The organism is Pseudomonas sp. W4I3 (genome assembly GCF_030816195.1).
Lineage (GTDB): Bacteria > Pseudomonadota > Gammaproteobacteria > Pseudomonadales > Pseudomonadaceae > Aquipseudomonas.
On sequence record NZ_JAUSXS010000001.1, the window covers coordinates 1,659,439 to 1,681,571 of the forward strand.

General features: G+C 61.1%; 21 protein-coding genes and 1 riboswitch. Of the genes, 11 read left to right on the forward strand and 10 right to left on the reverse strand.

Translation table 11 applies throughout. The features are described from left to right. Window positions 1-104 precede the first annotated feature (104 nt). Window positions 105-1,268 carry a 1-acyl-sn-glycerol-3-phosphate acyltransferase gene (locus tag QF045_RS07465; RefSeq protein ID WP_306491653.1) on the reverse strand — a complete coding sequence of 388 codons (1,164 nt, stop codon included), beginning with the start codon at window positions 1,266-1,268 and terminating at the stop codon, window positions 105-107. A gap of 132 nt (window positions 1,269-1,400) precedes the next feature. Here QF045_RS07465 and QF045_RS07470 point away from each other — a divergent pair, with 132 nt between their 5' ends. From QF045_RS07470 to QF045_RS07485, 4 genes are all read left to right on the forward strand, one after another. Continuing rightward, complete coding sequence (locus QF045_RS07470) at window positions 1,401-1,583, forward strand: CPXCG motif-containing cysteine-rich protein (RefSeq protein WP_306491654.1); 183 nt, start codon at window positions 1,401-1,403, stop codon at window positions 1,581-1,583. Between the two features lie 15 nt (window positions 1,584-1,598). Further along, the gene (locus QF045_RS07475; protein WP_083360103.1) at window positions 1,599-1,859 is read left to right on the forward strand and encodes a putative signal transducing protein; all 261 of its coding nucleotides are present in this window, start codon (window positions 1,599-1,601) and stop codon (window positions 1,857-1,859) included. 37 nt (window positions 1,860-1,896) lie between these two features. After that, window positions 1,897-2,517, forward strand: coding sequence for an SOS response-associated peptidase (locus QF045_RS07480; protein ID WP_306491655.1), 621 nt, complete (start codon window positions 1,897-1,899; stop codon window positions 2,515-2,517). Between the two features lie 111 nt (window positions 2,518-2,628). After that, a complete protein-coding gene (locus QF045_RS07485) occupies window positions 2,629-3,450 on the forward strand; it encodes a M48 family metallopeptidase (protein ID WP_306491656.1) in 822 nt (273 codons plus the stop codon). Between the two features lie 13 nt (window positions 3,451-3,463). On the opposite strand, the gene QF045_RS07490 is transcribed toward QF045_RS07485, so the two are convergent. The 3 genes from QF045_RS07490 to QF045_RS07500 form a co-directional block, all read right to left on the reverse strand. Further along, a complete protein-coding gene (locus QF045_RS07490; protein ID WP_373424474.1) occupies window positions 3,464-4,084 on the reverse strand; it encodes a TMEM165/GDT1 family protein in 621 nt (206 codons plus the stop codon). A 92-nt stretch (window positions 4,085-4,176) separates the two neighbouring features. Next, window positions 4,177-4,296, reverse strand: a riboswitch (yybP-ykoY riboswitch). A 51-nt stretch (window positions 4,297-4,347) separates the two neighbouring features. Further along, window positions 4,348-5,346, reverse strand: a complete 999-nt coding sequence (locus QF045_RS07495; protein ID WP_306491657.1) for a class I SAM-dependent methyltransferase — start codon at window positions 5,344-5,346, stop codon at window positions 4,348-4,350. A gap of 31 nt (window positions 5,347-5,377) precedes the next feature. Then, complete coding sequence (locus tag QF045_RS07500; protein WP_373424413.1) at window positions 5,378-6,340, reverse strand: 2-hydroxyacid dehydrogenase; 963 nt, start codon at window positions 6,338-6,340, stop codon at window positions 5,378-5,380. An 87-nt stretch (window positions 6,341-6,427) separates the two neighbouring features. On the opposite strand from QF045_RS07500, the gene QF045_RS07505 reads away from it, so the two are divergent. The 5 genes from QF045_RS07505 to QF045_RS07525 all read left to right on the forward strand — a co-directional run bounded on the left by QF045_RS07505 (window position 6,428) and on the right by QF045_RS07525 (window position 15,597). Beyond that, window positions 6,428-7,060, forward strand: a complete 633-nt coding sequence (locus tag QF045_RS07505) for a LysE family translocator (protein ID WP_014716957.1) — start codon at window positions 6,428-6,430, stop codon at window positions 7,058-7,060. 267 nt (window positions 7,061-7,327) lie between these two features. Then, entirely contained in the window at window positions 7,328-9,010 is a 1,683-nt protein-coding gene (locus QF045_RS07510; protein ID WP_306491658.1) for a fatty acid--CoA ligase, read from the forward strand. 334 nt (window positions 9,011-9,344) lie between these two features. After that, entirely contained in the window at window positions 9,345-11,207 is a 1,863-nt protein-coding gene (locus tag QF045_RS07515) for a DUF1302 domain-containing protein (protein WP_306491659.1), read from the forward strand. A gap of 42 nt (window positions 11,208-11,249) precedes the next feature. Further along, entirely contained in the window at window positions 11,250-12,614 is a 1,365-nt protein-coding gene (locus QF045_RS07520; protein ID WP_306491660.1) for a DUF1329 domain-containing protein, read from the forward strand. A 253-nt stretch (window positions 12,615-12,867) separates the two neighbouring features. Further along, window positions 12,868-15,597, forward strand: a complete 2,730-nt coding sequence (locus QF045_RS07525) for a LuxR C-terminal-related transcriptional regulator (protein ID WP_306491661.1) — start codon at window positions 12,868-12,870, stop codon at window positions 15,595-15,597. 12 nt (window positions 15,598-15,609) lie between these two features. Here QF045_RS07525 and QF045_RS07530 read toward each other — a convergent pair whose 3' ends face one another. From QF045_RS07530 to QF045_RS07545, 4 genes are read right to left on the reverse strand one after another with little or no spacing between them, the layout of a single operon-like run. After that, entirely contained in the window at window positions 15,610-16,170 is a 561-nt protein-coding gene (locus tag QF045_RS07530; protein ID WP_306491662.1) for a membrane integrity-associated transporter subunit PqiC, read from the reverse strand. 14 nt (window positions 16,171-16,184) lie between these two features. Beyond that, a complete protein-coding gene (locus QF045_RS07535) occupies window positions 16,185-17,846 on the reverse strand; it encodes an intermembrane transport protein PqiB (RefSeq protein ID WP_306491663.1) in 1,662 nt (553 codons plus the stop codon). Further along, window positions 17,827-18,471 (reverse strand): paraquat-inducible protein A, encoded by a 645-nt coding sequence (locus QF045_RS07540; protein ID WP_306491664.1) that lies wholly within the window; start codon window positions 18,469-18,471, stop codon window positions 17,827-17,829. Before QF045_RS07540 ends, QF045_RS07535 begins: the two co-directional genes overlap by 20 nt. Continuing rightward, window positions 18,468-19,058, reverse strand: coding sequence for a paraquat-inducible protein A (locus tag QF045_RS07545; RefSeq protein WP_306491665.1), 591 nt, complete (start codon window positions 19,056-19,058; stop codon window positions 18,468-18,470). Before QF045_RS07545 ends, QF045_RS07540 begins: the two co-directional genes overlap by 4 nt. A 159-nt stretch (window positions 19,059-19,217) precedes the next feature. On the opposite strand from QF045_RS07545, the gene QF045_RS07550 reads away from it, so the two are divergent. Together QF045_RS07550 and QF045_RS07555 are read left to right on the forward strand one after the other, a co-directional pair. Further along, complete coding sequence (locus QF045_RS07550; RefSeq protein ID WP_306491666.1) at window positions 19,218-19,865, forward strand: MBL fold metallo-hydrolase; 648 nt, start codon at window positions 19,218-19,220, stop codon at window positions 19,863-19,865. A gap of 246 nt (window positions 19,866-20,111) precedes the next feature. Then, the gene (locus tag QF045_RS07555; RefSeq protein WP_124385191.1) at window positions 20,112-20,885 is read left to right on the forward strand and encodes an OmpA family protein; all 774 of its coding nucleotides are present in this window, start codon (window positions 20,112-20,114) and stop codon (window positions 20,883-20,885) included. A gap of 68 nt (window positions 20,886-20,953) precedes the next feature. Here QF045_RS07555 and QF045_RS07560 read toward each other — a convergent pair whose 3' ends face one another. Continuing rightward, window positions 20,954-21,535: a BON domain-containing protein gene (locus QF045_RS07560; RefSeq protein ID WP_124385192.1), complete on the reverse strand. Its 582-nt coding sequence runs from the start codon at window positions 21,533-21,535 to the stop codon at window positions 20,954-20,956. Then, window positions 21,532-22,125 (reverse strand): phosphoheptose isomerase, encoded by a 594-nt coding sequence (locus QF045_RS07565; RefSeq protein ID WP_007904374.1) that lies wholly within the window; start codon window positions 22,123-22,125, stop codon window positions 21,532-21,534. Before QF045_RS07565 ends, QF045_RS07560 begins: the two co-directional genes overlap by 4 nt. Between the last annotated feature and the right edge of the window lie 8 nt (window positions 22,126-22,133).

A 22,133-nucleotide genomic window follows, 5' to 3' on the forward strand; every position in this document is an offset into this window, starting at 1 on the left:
GGGAGGGGGCTTGCCCCCGATGACGGTGTGCCAGTCAATATATCCACTGGCTGATCCACCGCTATCGGGAGCAAGCCCCCTCCCACATTGTTTGATCGGTGTTTTTACAACGGGATTCCGGCTTTGACCCGATACTGATTACGCACCGGCGTCGCATATTGCACCACCAGGTACGGACGGTGCTCGGACGGGCACTCGTTCAAGCGCCGCTCCCATTCTGCCTTGGCCTTGGCCAGCTCATCGGCCGGGAATAGGTCCGCAGCCTTGGGCACTTCAAGTTGCGGGTCGGCGTCATTCCATTGGGCGTACGCCAGGTAGTGCACCGGGAACAACCGATAACCACCCAGAATCTGCCGGTCCATCTCGGCCGCTAGCAGCTTGGTGTCTTCGAAGCGCTCGGTAATCGGCGGCGCGAAGTTCACGTGCACCCGGCCTTTATAACCGGTGATGCCCAGCGCAATGCTCACGTCATCCTCGCCCGGCGCCTTGCTGTAGGTGCCGGTGGTGGCGCGGATGTACAACTCGCGGGCCTTGGCGGCGTCGCACGGGTCATACTCATAGCTGATCGACACCGGCGTCAGGTTCAACGACTGGATGACTTCGGCGAATGGCTCGTCCTTGCGGCTGACATGGAACATCTTGAGGATCGCCGACTCGGTGCGATCATCCCCATCCTTTGCCCGGCCTTCGGCCTGGGCGATCCAGATGGACTGGCAATCCTTGCGGATTGAATGGTTGATGTAGGCCGACAGCAGCTGGTAAGCCGCCATCTTTTCCTTTCGTCCGGTGATCGAGCGGTGCACGATGAAGCTCTTGTTCAAGCGCATCAGGTCGCTGACAAACGGTTTTTGCAGCAGGTTGTCACCGATGGCGATGCGCGGCGTCGGCAGGCCGGCATGGTAGACGGCGTAGTTGACGAAGGCCGGGTCCATCACGATGTCGCGGTGGTTGGCCAGAAACAGGTAGGCGCTGCCGGATTTCAGTTGCTCGACGCCGGTATAGGTCACGCCGTCAGTCGCGCGGTCGATGGTATGGTCGACGTAGTACTCGACTTTATCCTGCAGCGTCGCCACGGTGGTGACGCCGGCGAATTCACGGCGCAGCTTGCGTGCGATCATCGGCTTGAGCAGCCAGCCCAGCGTGCCGGCAAAACGCGGGAAGCGGAAGTGGGTCAGGATGTCCAGAAAGGCCTTGTCACTGAACAGCCGGTCCAGCACTGCCGGGACTTCGCTGTCATTGTAAGGTCGGATGGTATCGAATTCGCCCATCATGCTCTCTTGTTAGAAACGGCTAGGGTAAGTAGAGGAAATACCAGGGTGCGGTCCAGGTAATTGGCCTGGCCGGAAATAGCCCTGTAAATAGACCGGCGATTATACGCACAAGTCACTCGGGAGACTGCGATGCTGGAACCTGCGCTGTACGATTGTCCTTATTGTGGTGAAGCGGTTGAGACGACGGTGGATTTGTCCGGCGGTGATCAGGTTTACATAGAAGACTGTCAGGTGTGCTGCAAACCGATCACTTTCAGTCTGCAGGTTGATGGTGACGAGTGGATGCTCGAAACCCGCAGCGAGAACGAATAAACAACGGGTACCTCCATGCAGCGAATCTACGAACCGGAAAACCTCATGGAAGGCGAGCTGCTGCAACAGATGCTTGCCAGCGAAGGGATCGAAGCGCACCTGGTGGGGCGCCACTTGCTCGGTGGCACGGGTGAGCTGCCGATTTTCGGCTTGCTGGGGCTGGAGGTCGATAATGACCAGGCTGCCTGTGCCCGCGAGCTCATCACCGCCTATAACGGTGCGCAACCCTTGCCCGGCGACGAACCCGACAGCTTCCCCGACGTATTGGTCTGTTAGGCTGTCGGTCGGTTTACCCCAAGAGTCGTGTTGCCCCATGTGTGGACGTTATGCCCTGTTTCGCTGGAACCCCGCGTTTGCTGCCCTGCCGGGTTTTCCGGCCGACCAGAAAGCCCAGTGGAATATTTCCCCGAATGATTCGGTGCTGATCCAGCGCACCATCGACGGCCAGCCCACCCTGGCGCGTGCGCGTTGGGGCCTGACGCCGCCCTGGCTCACCGACCTGTCCCGCACCCCGGCCCATGCCCGCGCCGAAACCCTGGCCGAGCAACCGATGTTTCGCGAAGCGTTCCGCCAGCGCCGCTGCCTGCTGCCGGCCAACGGGTTTTACGAATGGCGCGGCACCCAGCGCAAACGCCCGTACTGGCTGACGCCGGGAGAGGGCTCCACGTTGTTTTTCGCGGCGATCTGGGAAGCGTATCCGGTACAGGAACAGGTGTGGTTGAGTACGGCGGTGGTCACCCAGGCTGCGCAGGCTCAGCGTCGACCGTTGATCCTGGATGAGGCAGGGCAAGCCGCTTGGCTCAATCCCGAAACGCCGCTGCCGGTACTGCAAAGCCTTCTGGCCAGTGAACCCGCCGCGTTGCGCGAGCGGGTGCTGGCCAACATGGTCAACGATCCCAAGCTCAATGGGCCGGAGTGCCTCACCCCGGCTTGAGCCGGAGGGTTGTGAGATGCGTCCGAAATTAAGCACTTAAACCTCTGATGTATCTGGCGCTGATACAAATGTGCGCCTACGATACGCGCCACGTTTTCAGGGAGAGTGTTCATGATTAAGAAGTCATTGGCGGTAAGCGGGTTGGTCGCAGCGATGCTGCTGGCCGGGTGTCAGTCGGTCAACACCACCAGCGGCGGCGCGGTTGGGGTTGAGCGCAAGCAGTACATGTTCAGCATGCTGTCGAGCCAGGAAGTTGATCAGATGTACGCCCAGTCCTACCAGCAGACCCTGGGCGAAGCCAGTGGCAAAGGCCTGGTGGACAAAACCAGCGCCAACGCCAAGCGCGTGCAGGCCATCGCCAAGCGCCTGATTGCCCAGGCGCCCACCTTCCGCCCGGATGCGGCGCAATGGCAGTGGGAAGTGAACCTGATCAAGAGCGATGAGATGAACGCCAACTGCGGGCCGGGTGGCAAGATCCTGGTGTACAGCGCATTGATCGACAACCTCAAGCTCACCGATGACGAACTGGCTGCGGTGATGGGCCATGAAATCGCCCACGCCTTGCGTGAACACGGCCGCGAAGCCATGTCCAAGGCCTACGGCATCGAAATGGCCAAGCAGGGCGCCGGCGCGTTGTTCGGCCTGGGCCAGGACAGCCTGGCGTTGGCCGATACCGTGGCCAACTACGGCATGACCTTGCCCAACAGCCGCAGCAATGAGAACGAAGCCGACCTGATCGGCCTGGAGCTGGCCGCCCGCGCCGGCTACAACCCGAATGCGGCGATCACGCTGTGGAACAAGATGGCCAAAGCCTCGGAAGGCGCACCGCCGGAGTTCATGAGCACGCACCCGGCTTCAGACAGCCGTATCGCCTCGTTGCAGGCGGCGATTCCGAAGGTGATGCCGCTCTACCAGCAGGCCAAAAAATCCTGAGGCCTGACTGAGATCAAAATGTGGGAGGGGGCAAGCCCCCTCCCACATGGATTAGATCCAGCCACTGCTTTGCATGGCTTTTGTACACCGCCACGATTGCCAGCACGAAAAACGCCGTAGCCGCCAATCGGCGAATCAACGTCAGCGGCAGTTTCTCCGCCGCAAAATTCCCCGCCAGCACCACCGGCACGTTAGCAATCAACATGCCCAGGGTGGTGCCGATAATCACCAGCCACAATTCCGGATACTGAGCCGCCAGCATCACCGTGGCGATCTGGGTCTTGTCACCGATTTCCGCGATAAAAAACGCAATCAACGTGGTCAGGAACGGCCCGAACTTGCGTGTGGTGCTGGCTTCGTCATCGTCGAGTTTGTCCGGCACCAGGGTCCAGAGTGCCGTGGCACAGAAGCTCGCCGCGAGAATCCAGTGCAGCACCGCATCGGAGAAAAAACTCCCGAACCAGGCACCCACAGCGCCGGCGGCCGCATGGTTGGCCAGGGTCGCGGCGACGATGCCGGCGATGATGGGCCAGGGCTTGCGAAAGCGAGCAGCGAGAATAAGCGCGAGCAGTTGCGTCTTGTCGCCGATTTCGGCCAGGGCAACGATTGCGGTAGGAACGAGCAGTGAATCCAGCATCAGGTAGGTTTCCAGGGGCGGGTCGACACGGCTATGACACGTACAGCCTTCCCGCCCCGGGTAAGGTGTGCGTGTCATAGGTCTTGTCAAACCCCGGTCCGTCTGTGCGGACTCCTGGGTCGCATACGCCATGGTCTGCTGACCAAGTATGTTGACGTATGCCGGATGAGCGTGGGGCTCAAAGGAGACTACTCCCCTAGGACGGAGCGGATTCTGCCTAGGCAAAACCCATTCGGCAAGCGTTCTTTTTCAAGCGCCTGTCAGGGACGCTTGGCCCGATAAATGCGGAAACCGTTGCCTTCGGCCTTGACGGCGCAGATGCCCAGATGCTCTTCGATCAGCGGCTGATACTTCAGGAAGCTGTTGGCGACCAGGCGCAGTTCGCCGCCTTTTGCCAGATGTTTGCCTGCTTTTCGCAGCAGGTTTTCCGTGGCGAAGTAATCGGTGTGCACCCCGACATGGAACGGCGGGTTGCTCAGGATCGCGTTCAAACCCATCGGTGCGGCGTCGATGCCGTCGCCGGTCAACACCTCGGCTTCCAGGCCATTGGCAGACAGGGTCAGGCGGCTGCTGGCAGCGGCGAAGGCATCCACGTCCAGCATCGTGACGGTGTTATGCGGGTAGCGACGTTTCACCGCGGCGCCCAAAACGCCGGCTCCGCAACCGAAGTCGAGCAAATGCCCGCTGGGCAGCTTGTCCAGATGCTCCAGCAACAGTTCGGTGCCACGGTCCAGGCGGCCGTGACTGAACACGCCCGGCAGGCTCACCACCTTGAGCGGCCCGTCCACCAGCGGTACTTCGAAGGTCTGCGCCAGGCTTTCCAGTTCGCGCGCTTGCGGCGCGTTGCTCACGGTGGCCTGCCAGAGCTGACAGTGCCGCGCGTTATCCAGCTTGCGCGGTTTGCCGAAGGGAATCATTTGCTTGGCCGCACTTTCGATGCCGGCTTTTTTCTCGCCCACCAGGAACAGCTCGGCGCCGGGCAGGCGTGCGGCCACGGCGTTGAGCAGGTAGTCGGTGAGGTCTTTGGATTTGGGCAGGAAAATCACTGCCGCATCAAACCCGCGCTCGGGCACATTCACACCGAACTGGCTGCGCTCGGGAAAACGCGCCTCAAGCGCCGCCTGGTCACCGGCATGCCAGCACCAGCCGTGGGCGTTGGGCAGGCGCCCGAGCAGATCGTCGGCAGGCAGGCCGACCAGCAACAGGTTGCCTTGAAAAAGTTCGGCCTGGCGAAGCAGTACTTCACTGCGCGGATCCATGGTCTGCTCCTTGAAAAAGGGACGCAGTTTATCAACTGACGACGCGCAGCGGGGCGCCGTTGAAAAAGCCCAGCGCGTTTTCACTCAATTGCCCGACGATCCGTTGCCGCGCCTCACGGCTGCCCCAGGCGTTGTGGGGCGTAACGATCAGTCGAGGAATATCACCGGCCAGCAGCGGGTTGCCGTTGACCGGAGGCTCCACACTCAACACATCGGTGGCCGCTCCACCCAAATGCCCACTGCGCAGCGCATCGGCCAGTGCCTGTTCGTTGATCAAGCCACCGCGTGCGGTGTTGACGATAAACGCGCCGGGCTTGAGCAATGCCAGCTCGCGCGCACCGATAAAGTCGCGGGTGTGCTCGTTGAGCGGGCAATGCAGGGTCAGCGCATCGACCTGCGCCAGCAGTTCATCCAACGGCACGCGGTCGGCGCGGGCAGGGCGCCCAGGAATCGCGCCAAGCAGCACGCGCATGCCGAACGCTTCGGCCAGGCGTGCCACGGCGCCGCCCAACTCGCCATGCCCGAGCAGGCCGAGGGTTTTGCCCTCCAGCTCGACAATCGGGTAGTCCAGCAGGCAGAACTGCTTGGCCTGCTGCCATTTGCCTGCGGCCACATCCCCTTGATAGTCCTTCAGACGCGTGGCGAGGTTGAGCAACAGCATGATCGTGTGCTGGGCCACCGACGGTGTGCCGTAGCCCTGGCAGTTGCTCACCGTGATGCCGTGGGCGCGGGCGGCCTCAAGGTCGATGTTGTTGGTGCCGGTGGCCGACACCAGGATCAGCTTGAGCTCAGGGCAAGCCGCCAGGGTCTCGGCGCTGAGCGGGATTTTGTTGCTGATGGCCACCTGAGCGCCCTGCAAGCGTTCGAGCACATTCTGCGGCGTGGTCTGCTCGAACAACTGCAGTTCGCTGAAGCAGGCGCGCAAGCCGCTGAGGTCGAGATCGCCAAGGTCCAGGGAGGGGTGATCGAGGAAGACGGCGCGGCGATTGTTCATGATCAACTGTACCTTTTGCGTCGAGGTTCGAAGGCGTAATCTGCTGAGCCTATCAGATCAAATAAACAGCTACTTAATGGAGTGCGCATGTACGTCGCCGAGTTTTTGACCGTAGCCTTGATTCACTTGTTGGCGGTGGCCAGCCCCGGGCCGGACTTCGCCGTGGTGGTGCGTGAAAGCGTGACCCATGGCCGTCGCGCCGGTACCTGGACGGCGCTGGGCGTCGGTTCGGCGATTTTTCTGCACGTCGGTTACTCGTTGCTGGGCATCGGTTTGATCGTGTCCCAGTCCATCGTGCTGTTCAATGCGCTGAAATGGGCGGCAGCGGCATACCTGCTGTATATCGGCTTCAAGGCGCTGCGCGCGCAACCGGCCAAGCCTGCCGCCGAAGGCGAGCTGCATCGCGAGGCGGGCGAACGCACCCCTCGCGGCGCGTTCACGGCGGGTTTTGTGACCAACGGCTTGAACCCCAAGGCGACGCTGTTTTTCCTGTCGCTGTTCACAGTGGTCATCAACCCGCACACGCCGTTGGCGGTGCAGGCCGGTTATGGCGTGTACCTGGCGGTGGCGACGGCGCTGTGGTTTTGCCTGGTGGCGATGCTGTTCAGCCAGCAGCGCGTGCGCGCCGGCTTTGCGAAGATGGGGCATTGGTTCGATCGCACCATGGGCGCGGTGCTGATAGCGATTGGGGTGAAACTGGCGTTTACCAGCATGAAGTAATCGCCGCTCACTCAAGCCGGCACGGTCAAAATGTGGGAGGGGGCTTGCCCCCGATAGCGGTGTTTCAGCCAAGTATTTATCAGCTGATCCACCGCCATCGAGGGCAAGCCCCCTCCCACATTGGATCTCCATGAGTTCAAGATGATGGCGCAAAGCTAGCATTTGCTGGGCTTTACAAATCATTCCTTTGGCTGATTTGGCTGAAACATAACGTCTCTACAGTGCAGGTCTTCAAGCCAAGACCGCGCAGTCATAAAAGGGATTCGTATGTTGCAGACCCGTGTCATCCCACCCGCCGAAGGCGCTTACCAATACCCGCTGTTGATCAAGCGCCTGTTGATGTCCGGTACCCGTTACGAAAAGACCCGGGAAATCATCTACCGCGACAGACTGCGCTACACCTACCCTACCTTGATCGAACGCGTCGCGCGCCTGGCCAACGTGCTGACCGAAGCCGGGGTCAAGGCCGGTGACACGGTGGCGGTGATGGACTGGGACAGCCACCGTTACCTGGAGTGCATGTTCGCCATTCCGATGATCGGCGCGGTGATCCATACCATCAATGTGCGCCTGTCGCCGGAGCAGATCCTCTACACCATGAACCACGCCGACGATCGCTTCGTGCTGGTCAACAGCGAGTTCGTGGGGCTTTACCAGGCGATCGCCGGGCAACTCACCAGTGTCGACAAGACTTTGCTGATCACTGACGGCGAGAGCAAGACGGCCGATCTACCCAACCTGGTGGGCGAGTACGAAACCCTGCTGGCCGCTGCGAGCCCGACGTACCACTTCGAGGACTTCGACGAAAACTCCGTCGCCACCACCTTCTACACCACCGGCACCACCGGCAACCCCAAGGGCGTGTATTTCACCCACCGCCAACTGGTGCTGCACACCATCGGCGTGGCGACCATCATGGGCAGCGTCGACAGCGTGCGCTTGCTGGGCACCAACGATGTGTACATGCCGATCACGCCGATGTTCCACGTGCATGCTTGGGGCCTGCCGTATGTGGCGACCATGCTCGGCCTCAAACAGGTCTACCCCGGTCGATACGACCCGGAATACCTGGTGGAGCTGTGGCGCAAGGAAAAAGTCACCTTTTCTCATTGTGTGCCGACCATCCTGCAAATGGTGCTCAACGCCAAGGCTGCACAGGGCGTGGATTTCGGCGGTTGGAAAATCGTCATCGGCGGCAGCGCGCTCAACCGTTCGCTGTACGAAGCCGCCAAGGCCCGTGGCATTCAATTGACCGCCGCGTACGGCATGTCCGAGACCGGGCCGCTGGTGTCCTGTGCCCACCTCAATGCCGAGCTGATGGCCGGCAGCGAAGACGAACGCACCACCTATCGCATCAAGGCCGGCGTGCCCGGCCCGTTGGTGGAGGCGGCGATCATGGACGCCGACGGCAACTTCTTGCCTGCCGATGGCGAATCCCAGGGCGAGCTGGTATTGCGCGCACCCTGGCTTACCGAGGGCTATTACAACGAGCCGCAAAAGGGCGCCGAGCTGTGGGCCGGGGGCTGGATGCACACCGGTGATGTCGCCACCCTGGACGCGTTCGGCGTGATCGACATCCGTGACCGCATCAAGGATGTGATCAAGACCGGTGGCGAATGGATCTCGTCCCTTGCCCTGGAAGACCTGGTCAGTCGTCACCCGGCGGTACGCGAAGTAGCGGTGGTGGGGATTGCCGACCCGCAGTGGGGCGAGCGTCCGTTTGCGCTGTTGGTGTTGCGTGATGGCCATGTGATAGGCGCCCGAGAGCTCAAGGAGCACCTCAAGCCGTTCGTTGAATTGGGCCACCTAAGCAAGTGGGCGATTCCGAGTCAGATCGCCGTTGTTACTGAAATTCCCAAGACCAGCGTCGGCAAGCTCGACAAAAAACGTATCCGCATCGACATCATTGAATGGCAGGCCAACAACAGCACCTTCCTGTCGACCCTCTGACGCTGCCTGCCGCGCCTGTTCGGGCGCGGAGCTGCTCTATCTCAAGCCTTTACTTGTGATTTGCCGAATTTCAGCCATCCTTCCCGCGTCGACCTTCGTCGGCGTGGCGAAAGGGTCGTGGCAGACGGGTTGGTGATGCAAATCACACTTTAGAGGGATCAAGCACTACCCCCTGCTGGCTATAGTCCCTTCCAGAGTTTTTCGTAGATGGTGCGCTTCGGGTGAGGGTGGCCCGGTTGTCGCTCGGCATTGGAATCGTTGTATCCCGGCCGTTACCTGCATCTTCAGAAAGAGCTCACTGCCATAACAATAAAATGCACATGGAGTAGCGTCGATGACCTCAGTAAACCAGTTCTGGCGCCGGGCACGACTGCCTTTGGCCGTCAGTCTCGCTTCTACGCTCGCCGGGCCCGCATTCGGCGTCAGTTTCAACATCGGTGAAATCGAGGGGAGTTTCGACTCGTCGCTTTCCGTGGGGGCGAGCTGGTCGACGGCCAAGCCCAACAAAGACCTGATTGGTGTCAACAACGGGGGGCGTGGCTTGTCCCAAACTTCCGATGATGGTCACCTCAACTTCAAGCGCGGTGAGACTTTCTCGAAGATCTTCAAGGGCATTCATGACCTGGAACTGAAGTACGGCGACACCGGCGTGTTCGTGCGTGGCAAGTATTGGTACGACTTCGAACTCAAGGATGAAAGCCGTGAGTTCAAGGACATCAGCGACAGCAACCGTAAAGAGGGCGCCAAGTCCTCGGGCGGGCAGATTCTCGATGCGTTCGTCTACCACAACTACTCGATCGCCGATGCGCCGGGTTCCGTGCGTTTTGGTAAGCAGGTAGTGAGCTGGGGCGAAAGTACCTTCATTGGCGGCGGTATCAACTCCATCAACCCGATCGACGTGTCTGCGTTCCGTCGTCCGGGGGCTGAGATCAAGGAAGGCTTGATTCCGGTCAACATGTTCTATGTGTCGCAGACACTGACCGATAACCTGTCGGCCGAAGCGTTCTACCAGTTGGAGTGGGACCAGACCGTTACAGATAACTGCGGCACGTTCTTCTCTCAGCCTGATGTCATTTCCGATGGCTGCAGTAACAATTTGCGGGTGTTGAACAGCCGTCGCTTCCTGCCCGCCGCAGTATTGCCAGGGCTTGCCGCAAATGGCGTCGACGTCAATAACGAAGGTGTATTGGTTCGTCGAGGCCCGGATCGTGATGCGCGCGACAGCGGTCAGTTCGGTGTAGCGTTCCATTACAACTTTGAGCCGCTGGACACAGAGTTCGGCGCTTACTTCATGAACTACCACAGCCGTGCACCGATCTTCAGTGCCCAGGGCGCACCGCAATCGAAATACACCGGTGCAACGCCTGGTGTGCCTGCCCAGTTGCGTCCATTGGTGGTCGCGGGTAACTCCAACTACTACGTTGAATACCCGGAAGACATTCGTCTCTATGGCTTGAGTTTCTCCACCACCTTGCCAACGGGGACCGCGTGGAGCGGCGAGTTGAGCTATCGTCCGAATGCACCGGTACAACTGAGCACGACAGACATTCTGTTCGCTGGCGTAACGCCACTTCCGCCTTTCAACAATGCGTCTGTGCTGAAGGGTAATCCGGGCCAGGACTTGCACGGCTATAACCGTAAGGAAGTCACTCAGTTTCAAACCACTTTTACGCACTTCTTCGACCAGGTCATGGGTGCCAGCCGCTTGACCACCGTCGGTGAAATCGGCGTGACCCACGTCGGCGGACTGGAGAGCAAATCCGAGGCACGTTATGGTCGTGACCCTGTTTTTGGTCCGGGTTCGCTGCCTGGGGGGTTCTGCAATGCGCTCAACAACTCCACAGCACAAGGCGGTGGTTTGGCTAATGCCGCCAGCCTGAACACCAACTGCAACAACGACGGCTACACCACCGCCACCTCCTGGGGCTACCGCGCCCGCGCCATTTGGGAATACCCGGACGTGTTCGCGGGCGTCAACCTCAAGCCCAACGTGGCCTGGTCCCATGACGTCAAAGGTTACTCGCCAGGCCCTGGCGGCAACTTCGAAGAAGGGCGCAAGGCGGTCAGCCTGGGCCTGGACGCCGAATACCAGAACACCTACACCGCGAGCCTGGCCTACACCAATTTCTTTGGTGGCAAGTTCAGCACTGTGGATGACCGGGATTTTGTCGCGTTGAGCTTTGGCGCCAACTTCTAAGCACACTCTTTCCAAGTGGCATGTATTCAGGAAGACCAGAGTATGAAAATAACAAAAAGTCTGTTGCACGTGGGTGTGCTTGGGCTGTCGATCCTGGCGAGCAACGTCATGGCGGCAGTCTCGGCGGATGAAGCGGCCAAGCTGGGCACCAGCCTGACCCCGATGGGCGCCGAAATGGCCGGTAACGCAGCGGGCACCATTCCGAAATGGACGCCGCTGCCGACCAATGCGGGCGCCGTGGATGCCAAAGGTTTCCTGGCCAACCCTTACGCCAGCGAACAACCGCAGTTCACCATCACCGCGCAGAACGTGGAGCAATACAAAGACAAGCTGGCGCCGGGGCAGTACGCGATGTTCAAGCGTTACCCGGACTCGTTCAAGATGCCGGTCTACCCGACCCATCGTGGCGCCACGGTGCCGGCGGATGTGTTCGCCGCTATCAAGAAAAACGCCACCACCACCAACCTGGTGTCTGGCGGCAACGGCCTGGAAAACTTCGAGACCGCCGTACCGTTCCCGATTCCCAAAAGCGGCGTTGAAGTCATCTGGAACCACATCACCCGTTATCGCGGCGGCAGCGTGACCCGCCTGGTCACCCAGGCCACGCCGCAAACCAACGGTTCCTACAGCCTGGTGTACTTCCGCGACCAGTTCGTGTTCCGCGACAAGATGAAGGACTTCGACCCGAAAAACCCAGGCAACGTGCTGTTCTACTTCAAGCAGCAAGTCACCGCGCCGGCGCGTCTGGCCGGTGGTGTACTGCTGGTGCATGAAACCCTCGACCAGGTTAAGGAACCGCGTTCGGCGTGGGTCTATAACGCCGGTCAGCGCCGTGTGCGTCGGGCGCCGCAAGTGTCGTACGACGGGCCGGGGACGGCTGCCGATGGCCTGCGTACCTCCGACAACCTGGACATGTACAACGGCGCGCCGGACCGCTACGACTGGAAGCTGGAAGGCAAGAAGGAAATCTACATCGCCTCCAACAGCTACAAGATCGACGATCCGAAGCTCAAGTACGCCGACATCATCAAGGCCGGCCACATCAACCAGGACCTCACGCGCTATGAACTGCGTCGCGTCTGGCATGTGGTCGCTACCTTGAAGGAAGGCCAGCGCCACATCTACGCCAAGCGTGACTTCTTCATCGACGAAGACACCTGGCAAGCGGCGGTGATCGACCACTACGATGGCCGTGGCCAACTGTGGCGCGTCGCCGAAGCCCATGCCGAGAACTACTACGACAAGCAAGTGCCGTGGTACGCCCTCGAAACCCTCTACGACCTGCAGTCCGGACGCTACCTGGCCCTGGGCATGAAGAACGAAGAGAAACAGGCCTATGACTTCGGCTTTACCGCCACCACCAGCGACTTCACCCCGGCAGCCCTGCGCCAGGACGGTGTTCGCTAACCTGAACCTATTTTGATACCCCTGTGGGAGGGGGCTTGCTCCCGATGGCGGTTGTTCAGTCAACTAAGCGTTGGCTGACACACCGGCATCGGGAGCAAGCCCCCTCCCACTTTTGTTTGTGGCGTGTGCAGGGATATTTCTTGTCGCAGTTCTTTTTCAGGCATTTGTTGCAAAGATCTACAATCCCGCCGCTTTTACCGCTAGTCTGCGGACATCTGCAGTGCCGACAACAGCCTTCTACAAGAGCCCGGCGATGACTGATCTGTCCCGAATCCAAGGGCCTGCCAGCGCGGTAATTCCGTCCCTGGAAGGTCGTTTCTACAGGCCGCCGCTGCCTGACGGCTACGTGCTGCGCCCGCGCCTGTGTGAGCGCCTGGGTGCCGGCCTGGATGGGCGATTGCTGCTGGTCAGCGCGCCGGCCGGGTTTGGCAAGAGTTCGCTGGCGGTTGAGTTCTGCCAGAGCCTGCCCGGCCACTGGCAAAACCTGTGGCTCGGCTTGAGCCCAAGGGACAACGACCCTGGCCGTTTTCTTGAGCGTTTGCTTGAAGGCTTGCGGCAGTATTTCCCGCAACTCGGCGCCCAGTCCCTGGGCCTGTTGAAAATGCGTCAGCGTCACCAACCCTTCGCCTTTGAAGAATGGCTCGATGGCCTGCTCGATGAGCTGACCGTGCACTTGTCCATCCAGGCGCCGCTGTTGTTGGTGCTGGATGACTACCACTTGGCCCAGGGGCCGGTGCTGGACCGTTGCCTGCAATTTTTCCTCAATCATTTACCCGACGGCCTGGTGGTGCTGGTGACCAGTCGCCAGCGACCGGACTGGCACCTGGCGCGCCTGCGCCTGTCGCGGCACCTATTGGAGCTGCATGAACAAGACCTGCGCCTGACCCATGACGAATCGCTGGCCGTGCTTCACCGGCATAGCAGTTCGTTGCGCGGTGAGGCCTTGGAAAACCTGATTCGCCGCAGCGAGGGCTGGGTCGCCGGCCTGCGTTTCTGGCTGTTGGCCGCCTCCGAAGCCGGCAGTGAAAGCGCTCTGCCCCAGGGCCTGAACGGCGGCGAAGGGCTGATTCGCGATTACCTGCTCGAAGAAGTCATCGACTGCCTGCCGGCGGAGGTGCAAGCGTTCCTGTATGACACCGCGCCCCAGGAGCGTTTTTGCAGCGAGTTGTGCGACGCGGTTCGCGAAGCCCATGACAGCCCGGAAATCCTGCGCTACCTGCGGGCGCATCAAGTGTTCCTGGTGCCGTTGGATGAACAGGGACACTGGTACCGTTATCACCATCTGTTTTCCGACCTGCTGCGTGCCCGGCGCGAAAAGAGCGCCACGCTGCCGCTGGCCAGTCTGCACTTGCGGGCCTGCCGCTGGTTCAACGCCCAGGGCTTGATCGACGAGGCGGTGGAGCAGGCGCTACGGGCCGGTCATCTGGATGTGGCGGCGAACCTGGTGCAAAACCTCTCCGAGGAACAGCTGCTGGCCGAACAGAATATCGGCATGCTGCTGCGCTGGAAGATGGACTTGCCCGATAGCCTGCTGATCAGCACGCCGCGATTGATCGTGCTCTACAGCTGGGCGCTGGGCCTGGCGTGCCAGCTGGATGCCGCGCAGGAGCTGTCCGGCTACCTCAGTCGCTTCCTGCCGGCACCGTCGGCCACCGCGCAAAAATCCATGTTGGCCCAATGGCTGGCACTGAGCGGGATCATCGCCCGTGGGCGAGGGGACCGCGAGCTGACCCAGCGCTATTGCAACGAGGCGCTGGAGAGCCTGCCGCACAAGCGCTACGGCCAGCGTTTGATGTGCCTGTCGACCCTTTCAAACCTGGCGATCGCCGATGGCGATCTGTGGCGCGCCCGTGGCCTGAACCGCGAATCCCTGGAGTTGGCGCAGCGCGTGGGCAACCCGCTGTTTGAAGCGCTGGCCCATTACGACCGTGCCCGGGTGCTGCAGGCGCGCGGCGAAATCCTGCGCGCTCTGGAGGAAGTACGCCAGGGCCTGCAGCGCCTGCAAGGGCTGGCGTCGCAGCGACTGTACGCCGTGCGTGCGCGGTTGTGGCTGTATGAAGGCTACCTGCTGCTGGTGCGTCACCAGCCCGATGCCGGGCTTGCGCGGTTGCGCGCCGGCCTGAATGAAGCCCGTGCCTGCCGTGACATCAGCGTGCTGATCGGGCATTGCGTGATCGCCAGCTTCGAAGGGCGGCGAGGCGACTTCTCCAACGCCTTCGCCGAGTTGGCCGAAGCCGAGCGCTTGATGCACATCTGGGACGTGCCGCCGATCTACTACCTGGCGATGATCACCTTGATCAAGTGCGAGCTGTGGCTGGCCCAGGGCCGTACCGACCTGGCCGATGCCTGGCTGATCCGACTGGGGCAGACCTACACGGGCGAGCAGGCTGCCGCCGCGCCGGAGTTTCATCCGCACTTGCCACAACATGTGGAGCTGCAACAGGCCGCGCTGGATGCCATTCGCCATCAACCCGAGGTGGCGCTGCAACGGCTTGAGGACCTGGCGCAACAGGCGCTCGACAGCGGGCGCCAGATGATCGCCCTGATGGCGCTGGCCCAGCAGGCGCAGTTGCTGCTGGCGCGTGGTCAGGAAGCCAAGGCCAAGCCGGTACTGGCCCGCGCACTCGAAGCCGGCGCGGGCGGCGCGTTACAACCGTTTCAGCGTTTGCTCGAGCAATACCCGGATTGGATGCGCGAGCAGTTGGGCAAGCGTCCACATGACGCGCTGAATCAGGCGTTGCTCGCGCTGCTACCGGTCATCGTTGCCGTCGAAACCTCGCCTAGCGCTGAAACCCTGAGCACCCGGGAGTTGGCGGTACTGCAACTGATCGCTCAGGGGTGTTCAAACCAGGAAATCAGCAATCAGCTGTTCATTTCCCTGCACACCGTGAAAACCCACGCCAGCCATATCAACAGCAAGCTCGGCGTGGAGCGCCGCACCCAGGCGGTGGCGCGGGCCAAGTCGATGGGCTTGCTGGGCTGACCCCGCCGCCGCTTATTGCGCGCGCGGGCACTGCTGCAGGGACGACCCGGCCGCGCTGCTGATCAGTGCGGCGAAGCGCTTGAGGTTGTTCTGGTGCGCCAACACCACGTCATCGATGCTCGGGCCGGCGGGCGACTGCAAGGTAGAGCGGCAGCTCAGCGCAGGACGATCACCGCCGCCGGCCGGCCTCAGGCGCCAGCGCACGTCGAGCAGCGCGTACTGCCCGGGCACCGAATCAAAGCGCTGCACCTCGACACGCAACGACACCGCTTGCCGTGCATCGCTGCTGGCCAGCTGGTCCACCAGCGCGCTTCTCAGCTCGTCGGCAAGGGTGGCGGCCCACCACTGGGTTTCCAGGATCGCCAGGCCGCTGTCGCCCTGGCGGACCACGATCTGCGCGCGGTCGACCTGAGGCGGCACGGTGATGCTTTCGATACGGACCGAATCGGCATCCGCCCGTGTGGTGTTATTCAAGTGCGCCGGGGTCAAGGTGTGGAATGCAATCGGCTCGCTGCGGCAGGCCGCGAGCACCAGCAGGGCGGTCACCAGGGTGATTTTCAACGGCAATGTCATGGCGGCTCCAATGGTCATTTGCGGGGTGGCCCTTGCAGGTCAAGCGGCGCGGCGTTATCGGCGCGACCGCGAATCAGCGATTCCGGATGCCGGCCCAGGTAATCCGAAAGCTCGCGCAAGGAGCGCGACATGCGCGCCAGTTCATCCAGGGTCTGGGTCAGTTGCTCGCGCTGCGGCGAGTCTTCGGCCAGGGTAGAACTGGCCGACTGCAGGGTCTTGCTCACGTCGGCCAGCGTGGTCTGCACGCCGGGCAGGGTCTTGGCGTTGAACTGTGCCAGGCCCTTGCGCAACTCGACCAGGCTGGCGTCCAGATTGCCGGCTATACGCTCGACAGGCAGTTGGCTGATCTTGTTGACGATGGCTTCGAATTTTTCCTGCAGTTGCTCCAGGTTGCCGGGGATGGTGGGAATGCCCACGGGGCGCTGGTTCGGGTCAAACGCGACTTTGTCGGCCTTGGGGTAGAAGTCCAAGGCGATGTACAACTGGCCGGTCAGCAGGTTGCCGCTGCGCGCCTGGGCGCGCAGGCCGTTTTCGATGAAGCTGCCGATCAGGCGCACGCCCGCCGCCTCATCGTTGGGGTTGTGGTTCATTGCCTTGAGCAGCTTGGTGTGCGCCTGGCCGAGCAGTTGTGGGTAAATCACGATGCCGACGTTGACCGGGAAGCTGCGCTTCTTGGCATCGAAGTCCAGGTTGATCGAGACCACCTTGCCGAACTCGACCCCGAGGAATTCAACCGGTGCGCCGACTCTCAGCCCGCGCAGGGCCTGGTCAAAACGCAGCACCATGTATTGCCCTTCGCCATTGGGCGGGGCGAGGGCACTTTGCTGGTCGTCGAACAGTTCAAAGTTGCGATTCTCCTCGGCGGGCTTGTCGTTGGGGCTGTAGGGCGGTGCCTGGAAGGAGATCCCACCCATCAACATCGACGACAACGATTCGGTCTTCAGTTCGAAGCCATTGGCCCCGACATTGAGGTCGACACCGCTGGCGTTCCAGAAGCGTGTGTTTTCGGTGACGTACGCGTCATTGGGCGCGTGCACGAACACCTCGATATTCACGCCCTTGCCCTCGCTGTCCAGTTCGTAGGCAACCACCTGGCCGACCGGGATCTTGCGGTAATAGATGGGCGAGCCGATATCCAGCGAACCCAGGCCCTGAGTGTGCAGGGTGAAGCGTTTGCCTGGCTCGCCATAGGTGATGGGTGGCGGGTTTTCCAGGCCTTTGAACTGTTTGGCGCGGGTGTTGGATTGGCCGATATCGGCACCGATGTAGTCGCCGGACAGCAGGGTGTCGATGCCGGACACGCCGCCTGCGCCGATGCGCGGGCGGACCACCCAGAACTTCGAATCTTCGCGGGTGAAACTTTCTGCCTGCTTGGCCAGTTCAACGGTGGCGTTGACGCTTTTCTGGTCATCGCTCAAGTCGACACCGGTGACGTGGCCGATGACCACGCTGCGGTACTTGACCTCGGTCTTGTTGGCCACCAGCCCGCTGCCGGTCTTGAAGTTGAGGGTGATGGTCGGGCCCTGTTGCAGCACGCTATGAACCACCAGCGAAACACCCACCAGCACGGCGACAATCGGCACGATCCATACCAGCGAAACGCTGAAGCGGCGTGTCTTGATCTCGGGTTGCCCCGCAGGCTTGTCAATATCAGCGTCAGCCTTGGATGAGCTCATCCGAGGTCTCCTCAATGTGTGAATTTTCCCAAATCAGACGGGGATCGAAACTCATGGCCGCCAGCATCGTGAACACGACCACCAGCCCAAAAAACAGAATGCCCAGGCGCGGCTCGATATTGCCCAGGGCCTGGAACTTCACCAGCGCGGCCACGAGTGCCACCACGATCACGTCCAGCATCGACCAGTAACCGATCAGCTCGATAAACCGAAACAGCTTGGAGCGCTCCTTGCGCGCCCAGCCGCTATTGCGCTGCACGGTGATCAGCAGCAACCCCAGTGACAGGAACTTGATGCCAGGCACGGCAATACTGGCAATAAAAATGATCAAGGCGATGTCCCAGGCGCCATGCTGCCAGAACTCCAGCACGCCGCTCATGATGGTGCTGTCCGCCCCGGAGCCGAGCATGGTGGTGTTCATCACCGGCAACACATTCGCCGGCACATAAAAGGCCAGAGCCGTGAGCAGGTAGGCCCAGGTGCGGGTCAGGGACTGCGCTTTGCGGCGGTGCAGGGGCGCGCCGCAGCGATCGCACTCGGTGGGTTCGTTGCGCATGTCGCAAGGCTGGCCGCAGGTGTGGCACAAGCACAGGTTGAGCTCGCGGGCGGTGGGTGGTGAGGTCATAGGGTGTCCCACAGGTCGCGCACATCGCGCCCGGCGATGCGGATCAGCAAAAGGCTAAGGGTGGCCAGCGCGAACAGGCCGATGCCGGGTATCACGTCGAGCATGCCGGCCAGCTTGATCACCGCCACCATCGCGCCCAGCAGGCACACCTCCAGCATGCTCCACGGCCTGAGTGCTTCCAGCCAGCGCATGCACAGCTTGAAAGCTGGCGAGCGTTTGCCATTGAGGGCGAAACTCAGTACCCAGATCAGCAGCAGCAACTGGAACACCGGCGCGATGATGATAGCAATCGCCGCTACCAAGGCGATAAACGTGATGGGGCCCAGGCTCAGCGCGACTACCGAATCCCAGAGCGTCGCGCTGTTCTTCAGGCCCTGCAGGCTGATGCTCATCACCGGATAGAAATTGGCGAACGCCCACAGCACGGCAGCCGTGACGGTCAAGGCGAGGCGCTGTTGCACGGACAGGCCGTTATAGCGCTGCAATACCCCGTCGCAGCGCGTGCACAGGGCTTTTTGATGCTTGGCGAGCGTGACTTTCTGGTACACGCAGTCACAGTGTTCGCAGATGACCTGTTGGTTCGCCATACGTGTTGCTCCAGATGCGACTGACTGCCGTGTTGTCGTTGCCGTGGGTTAAATGGCGTTTGCGTAGCTTAGCAGTAGCGCAGCCTTGATCGCTTCCAGCGGGGGGGCAAGCTCCACCATACTGTACTTGGAACGTGCCTTAGAGTTTGCAGGACACTTATGAATACCGAAAAAAAACCAGCGCTGATTCGCGAAACCTTCCCCGTCGGCCCGCTGCAGTGCAACTGCACCATCATTGGCGACCCGGTTACCAAAAAAGCCATCGTCGTCGATCCAGGGGGCAACCACGAACTGATCCTGGCGCGTCTTGAAGTGCTGGGTCTGAAGGTGGTGAGCATTATCCACACCCATGCCCATCTCGATCACTTTCTGGCGTCCGGCCAATTGAAGGAAAAGACCGGCGCCACCTTGCACCTGCACAAGGAAGACCAATTCCTGTGGGATAACCTGGAAATGCAATGCCAGATGTTCCGCGTGCCCTATACGCCCGTGCCGTCCCCGGACCGCTGGCTGCAAGACGATGAAGAACTGGCCTGTGGTTGCGGCGTGGCGCTGCACACGCCAGGGCATACCCCAGGCTCGATGAGTTTCTGGTTTGCCGACGCCAAACTGTTGATCGCCGGCGATACCTTGTTCCGGCGTGGGGTAGGGCGTACGGATTTGTGGGGCGGTGATCAGGCAACCATCGTGCGCTCGATCAAGCAGCGCCTCTATACGCTGGATGAAGGCGCCACCGTGGTGGCCGGGCACGGGCCGGATACGTGCCTGGGCGATGAGATGCGGGAGAACCCTTTTGTGCGGGCTTGACGGGGCTGGCGTCGCATCGGTGGGAGGGGGCTTGCTCCCGATATTGGTGTGTCGGCTATAGTTGAGTTGACTGACCTAACGCTATCGGGAGCAAGCCCCCTCCCACACTTGGATTTTCCATGGCTTAGATGAATCCCCTTTGCGTCTCGCCCATGGAATTTTTACCGCTTGTCGTGTTCCAAACCCGGCACAGGTCCATTGCCCATGTCCTCTGCATCTCAGAATGCAAAAGTAGGAGCTTCCTTCATGTTCACTCCGCGTCGTCTGCTTGTTGTCGCCACCGCCGTAGCCCTGTTGTCCGGCTGCGCTTCCCCTAATCCTTATGACGGCAGCCAGGGACAGGCCAGCAATGGTTCCGAAAGCGGCATGAGCAAGACCGCCAAGTACGGCGGCCTCGGCGCGCTCGCTGGCGCATTGGCCGGTGCGGCCATTGACCATAACAACCGTGGCAAGGGCGCGCTGATTGGCGCCGTCGTGGCCGGTGCTGGCGCTGCCGGCTACGGTTATTACGCCGACCAGCAAGAGAAAAAACTGCGCGAAAGCATGGCCAACACCGGGGTTGAAGTGCAGCGCCAGGGTGACCAGATCAAATTGATCATGCCGGGCAATATCACCTTCGCCACCAACTCCGACGCGATCTCCAGCAGCTTCTACACGCCGCTGAACAACCTGGCCAATTCCCTCAAGCAGTTCAACCAGAACACCATCCAGATCGTTGGCTACACCGACAGCACCGGCAGCCGTCAGCTGAACATGGACCTATCCCAGCGCCGTGCGCAGAGCGTGGCCAACTACCTGACCTCCCAGGGTGTGAGTGCCGCCAACCTGAGCGCACGGGGCGCCGGCCCGGATAACCCGATTGCCAGCAACGCAGACGTGAATGGCCGTGCCCAGAACCGTCGCGTCGAAGTCAACCTTGGCCCGATCCCAGGCCAGCAGTACGGCCAGCCAGGTGCCCAGCAACAGGCGCCACAACAGAACAATCAGTTCCAGGGCAACCCGTACTCGCAGTACCAGTAAACAATCGCCACAAAAAAGGGCGCCGTGCAGTCCATGCACGGCGCCCTTTTTTGTGGGTGACGGTTACATCAGTCGATGTATTCGAACACCTTGACGATTTTCTGTACGCCGGACACGCCCTGTACCAGGTTGGCCGCGCGGGTGGCCTCAGCCTGGGTCAGCAGGCCCATCATGTAGACGATGCCGTTGTCGGTAACGATCTTGATGCGTGAGCCCGGAACAGCGCTGTCGGTAAGCATCTGGGCCTTGATCTTGGTGGTCAGCAGGGCATCGTTGCTGATGGCCAGCAGGGTGATCGGGTCCATGACCTGCAGCTCGTTGTGAACCTTCTTGACCCGCTGCACCGTCGAGGCGGCTTGTTCAGCCTGGGCCTTGAGTTCGGCACGCGGGGTTTGCCCGGCCAGCAGCACGACGCCGTTGAAGCTGGTGACCACAATGCGCGATGCGCCATTGCCCAGGTCTGTAGCCGCTTTGGCAACGTTGACCTTGACCTTGGTTTCGATCAGCGAGTCATCGATGGTGCTGCCGAAGGTGCGTGTGCCCCTGTCGTCCTGGATGGGGGTGTCCCGTGTGGCGGTGATTGCCGTGCTGCAGCCGCTGATGGCGAGGCACAGCGTGATGGCCAAAAGGCTGAGGCGGTTAACGGTCATTCTTCACTCCCGAACAGTTGGCTGTCGATCAGATCGCACAGGCAGTGGATCGCCAGCAGGTGGACTTCTTGAATGCGTGCAGTGACATTGGCCGGAACGCGAATCTCCACGTCCTCAGGCAGCAGCAGCGAGGCCATGCCGCCGCCATCGCGCCCGGTCAATGCTACGACAATCATTTCGCGATCATGTGCGGCCTGGATCGCTTGAATGATGTTTGCCGAGTTGCCGCTGGTGGAAATCGCCAGCAGCACATCGCCCGGCTGGCCGAGGGCGCGGATCTGTTTGGAGAAGATTTCGTTGTAGCTGTAGTCGTTGGCGATCGAGGTGATCGTCGACGAATCGGTGGTCAGGGCGATCGCCGGCAGGCTTGGGCGCTCGCGCTCGAAGCGGTTGAGTAGCTCCGAGGAAAAGTGCTGGGCGTCGCCGGCCGAGCCGCCGTTACCGCACGAAAGCATTTTGCCTTCGTTGAGCAAGGCGTTGACCATGACCTGACTGGCTTGCTCGATGTGCGGTGCAAGTACGTCCATCGCCTGTTGCTTGGTGTCGATGCTGGCCTGGAAAAGCTGGCGAATTCGGGATTGCATGTCCATCTGTGTGA

Bases quoted from the DNA above. Each gene is read 5' to 3' on its own strand.
- QF045_RS07560 (WP_124385192.1), bottom strand. From the start codon at position 21,535: ATGACCGTTAACCGCCTCAGCCTTTTGGCCATCACGCTGTGCCTCGCC.
- QF045_RS07500 (WP_373424413.1), bottom strand. From the start codon at position 6,340: ATGAACAATCGCCGCGCCGTCTTCCTCGATCACCCCTCCCTGGACCTT.
- QF045_RS07510 (WP_306491658.1), top strand. From the start codon at position 7,328: ATGTTGCAGACCCGTGTCATCCCACCCGCCGAAGGCGCTTACCAATAC.
- QF045_RS07520 (WP_306491660.1), top strand. From the start codon at position 11,250: ATGAAAATAACAAAAAGTCTGTTGCACGTGGGTGTGCTTGGGCTGTCG.
- QF045_RS07565 (WP_007904374.1), bottom strand. From the start codon at position 22,125: ATGGACATGCAATCCCGAATTCGCCAGCTTTTCCAGGCCAGCATCGAC.
- QF045_RS07540 (WP_306491664.1), bottom strand. From the start codon at position 18,471: ATGACCTCACCACCCACCGCCCGCGAGCTCAACCTGTGCTTGTGCCAC.
- QF045_RS07525 (WP_306491661.1), top strand. From the start codon at position 12,868: ATGACTGATCTGTCCCGAATCCAAGGGCCTGCCAGCGCGGTAATTCCG.
- QF045_RS07545 (WP_306491665.1), bottom strand. From the start codon at position 19,058: ATGGCGAACCAACAGGTCATCTGCGAACACTGTGACTGCGTGTACCAG.
- QF045_RS07535 (WP_306491663.1), bottom strand. From the start codon at position 17,846: ATGAGCTCATCCAAGGCTGACGCTGATATTGACAAGCCTGCGGGGCAA.
- QF045_RS07505 (WP_014716957.1), top strand. From the start codon at position 6,428: ATGTACGTCGCCGAGTTTTTGACCGTAGCCTTGATTCACTTGTTGGCG.
- QF045_RS07550 (WP_306491666.1), top strand. From the start codon at position 19,218: ATGAATACCGAAAAAAAACCAGCGCTGATTCGCGAAACCTTCCCCGTC.
- QF045_RS07530 (WP_306491662.1), bottom strand. From the start codon at position 16,170: ATGACATTGCCGTTGAAAATCACCCTGGTGACCGCCCTGCTGGTGCTC.
- QF045_RS07485 (WP_306491656.1), top strand. From the start codon at position 2,629: ATGATTAAGAAGTCATTGGCGGTAAGCGGGTTGGTCGCAGCGATGCTG.
- QF045_RS07495 (WP_306491657.1), bottom strand. From the start codon at position 5,346: ATGGATCCGCGCAGTGAAGTACTGCTTCGCCAGGCCGAACTTTTTCAA.
- QF045_RS07515 (WP_306491659.1), top strand. From the start codon at position 9,345: ATGACCTCAGTAAACCAGTTCTGGCGCCGGGCACGACTGCCTTTGGCC.
- QF045_RS07465 (WP_306491653.1), bottom strand. From the start codon at position 1,268: ATGGGCGAATTCGATACCATCCGACCTTACAATGACAGCGAAGTCCCG.
- QF045_RS07470 (WP_306491654.1), top strand. From the start codon at position 1,401: ATGCTGGAACCTGCGCTGTACGATTGTCCTTATTGTGGTGAAGCGGTT.
- QF045_RS07555 (WP_124385191.1), top strand. From the start codon at position 20,112: ATGTTCACTCCGCGTCGTCTGCTTGTTGTCGCCACCGCCGTAGCCCTG.
- QF045_RS07480 (WP_306491655.1), top strand. From the start codon at position 1,897: ATGTGTGGACGTTATGCCCTGTTTCGCTGGAACCCCGCGTTTGCTGCC.
- QF045_RS07475 (WP_083360103.1), top strand. From the start codon at position 1,599: ATGCAGCGAATCTACGAACCGGAAAACCTCATGGAAGGCGAGCTGCTG.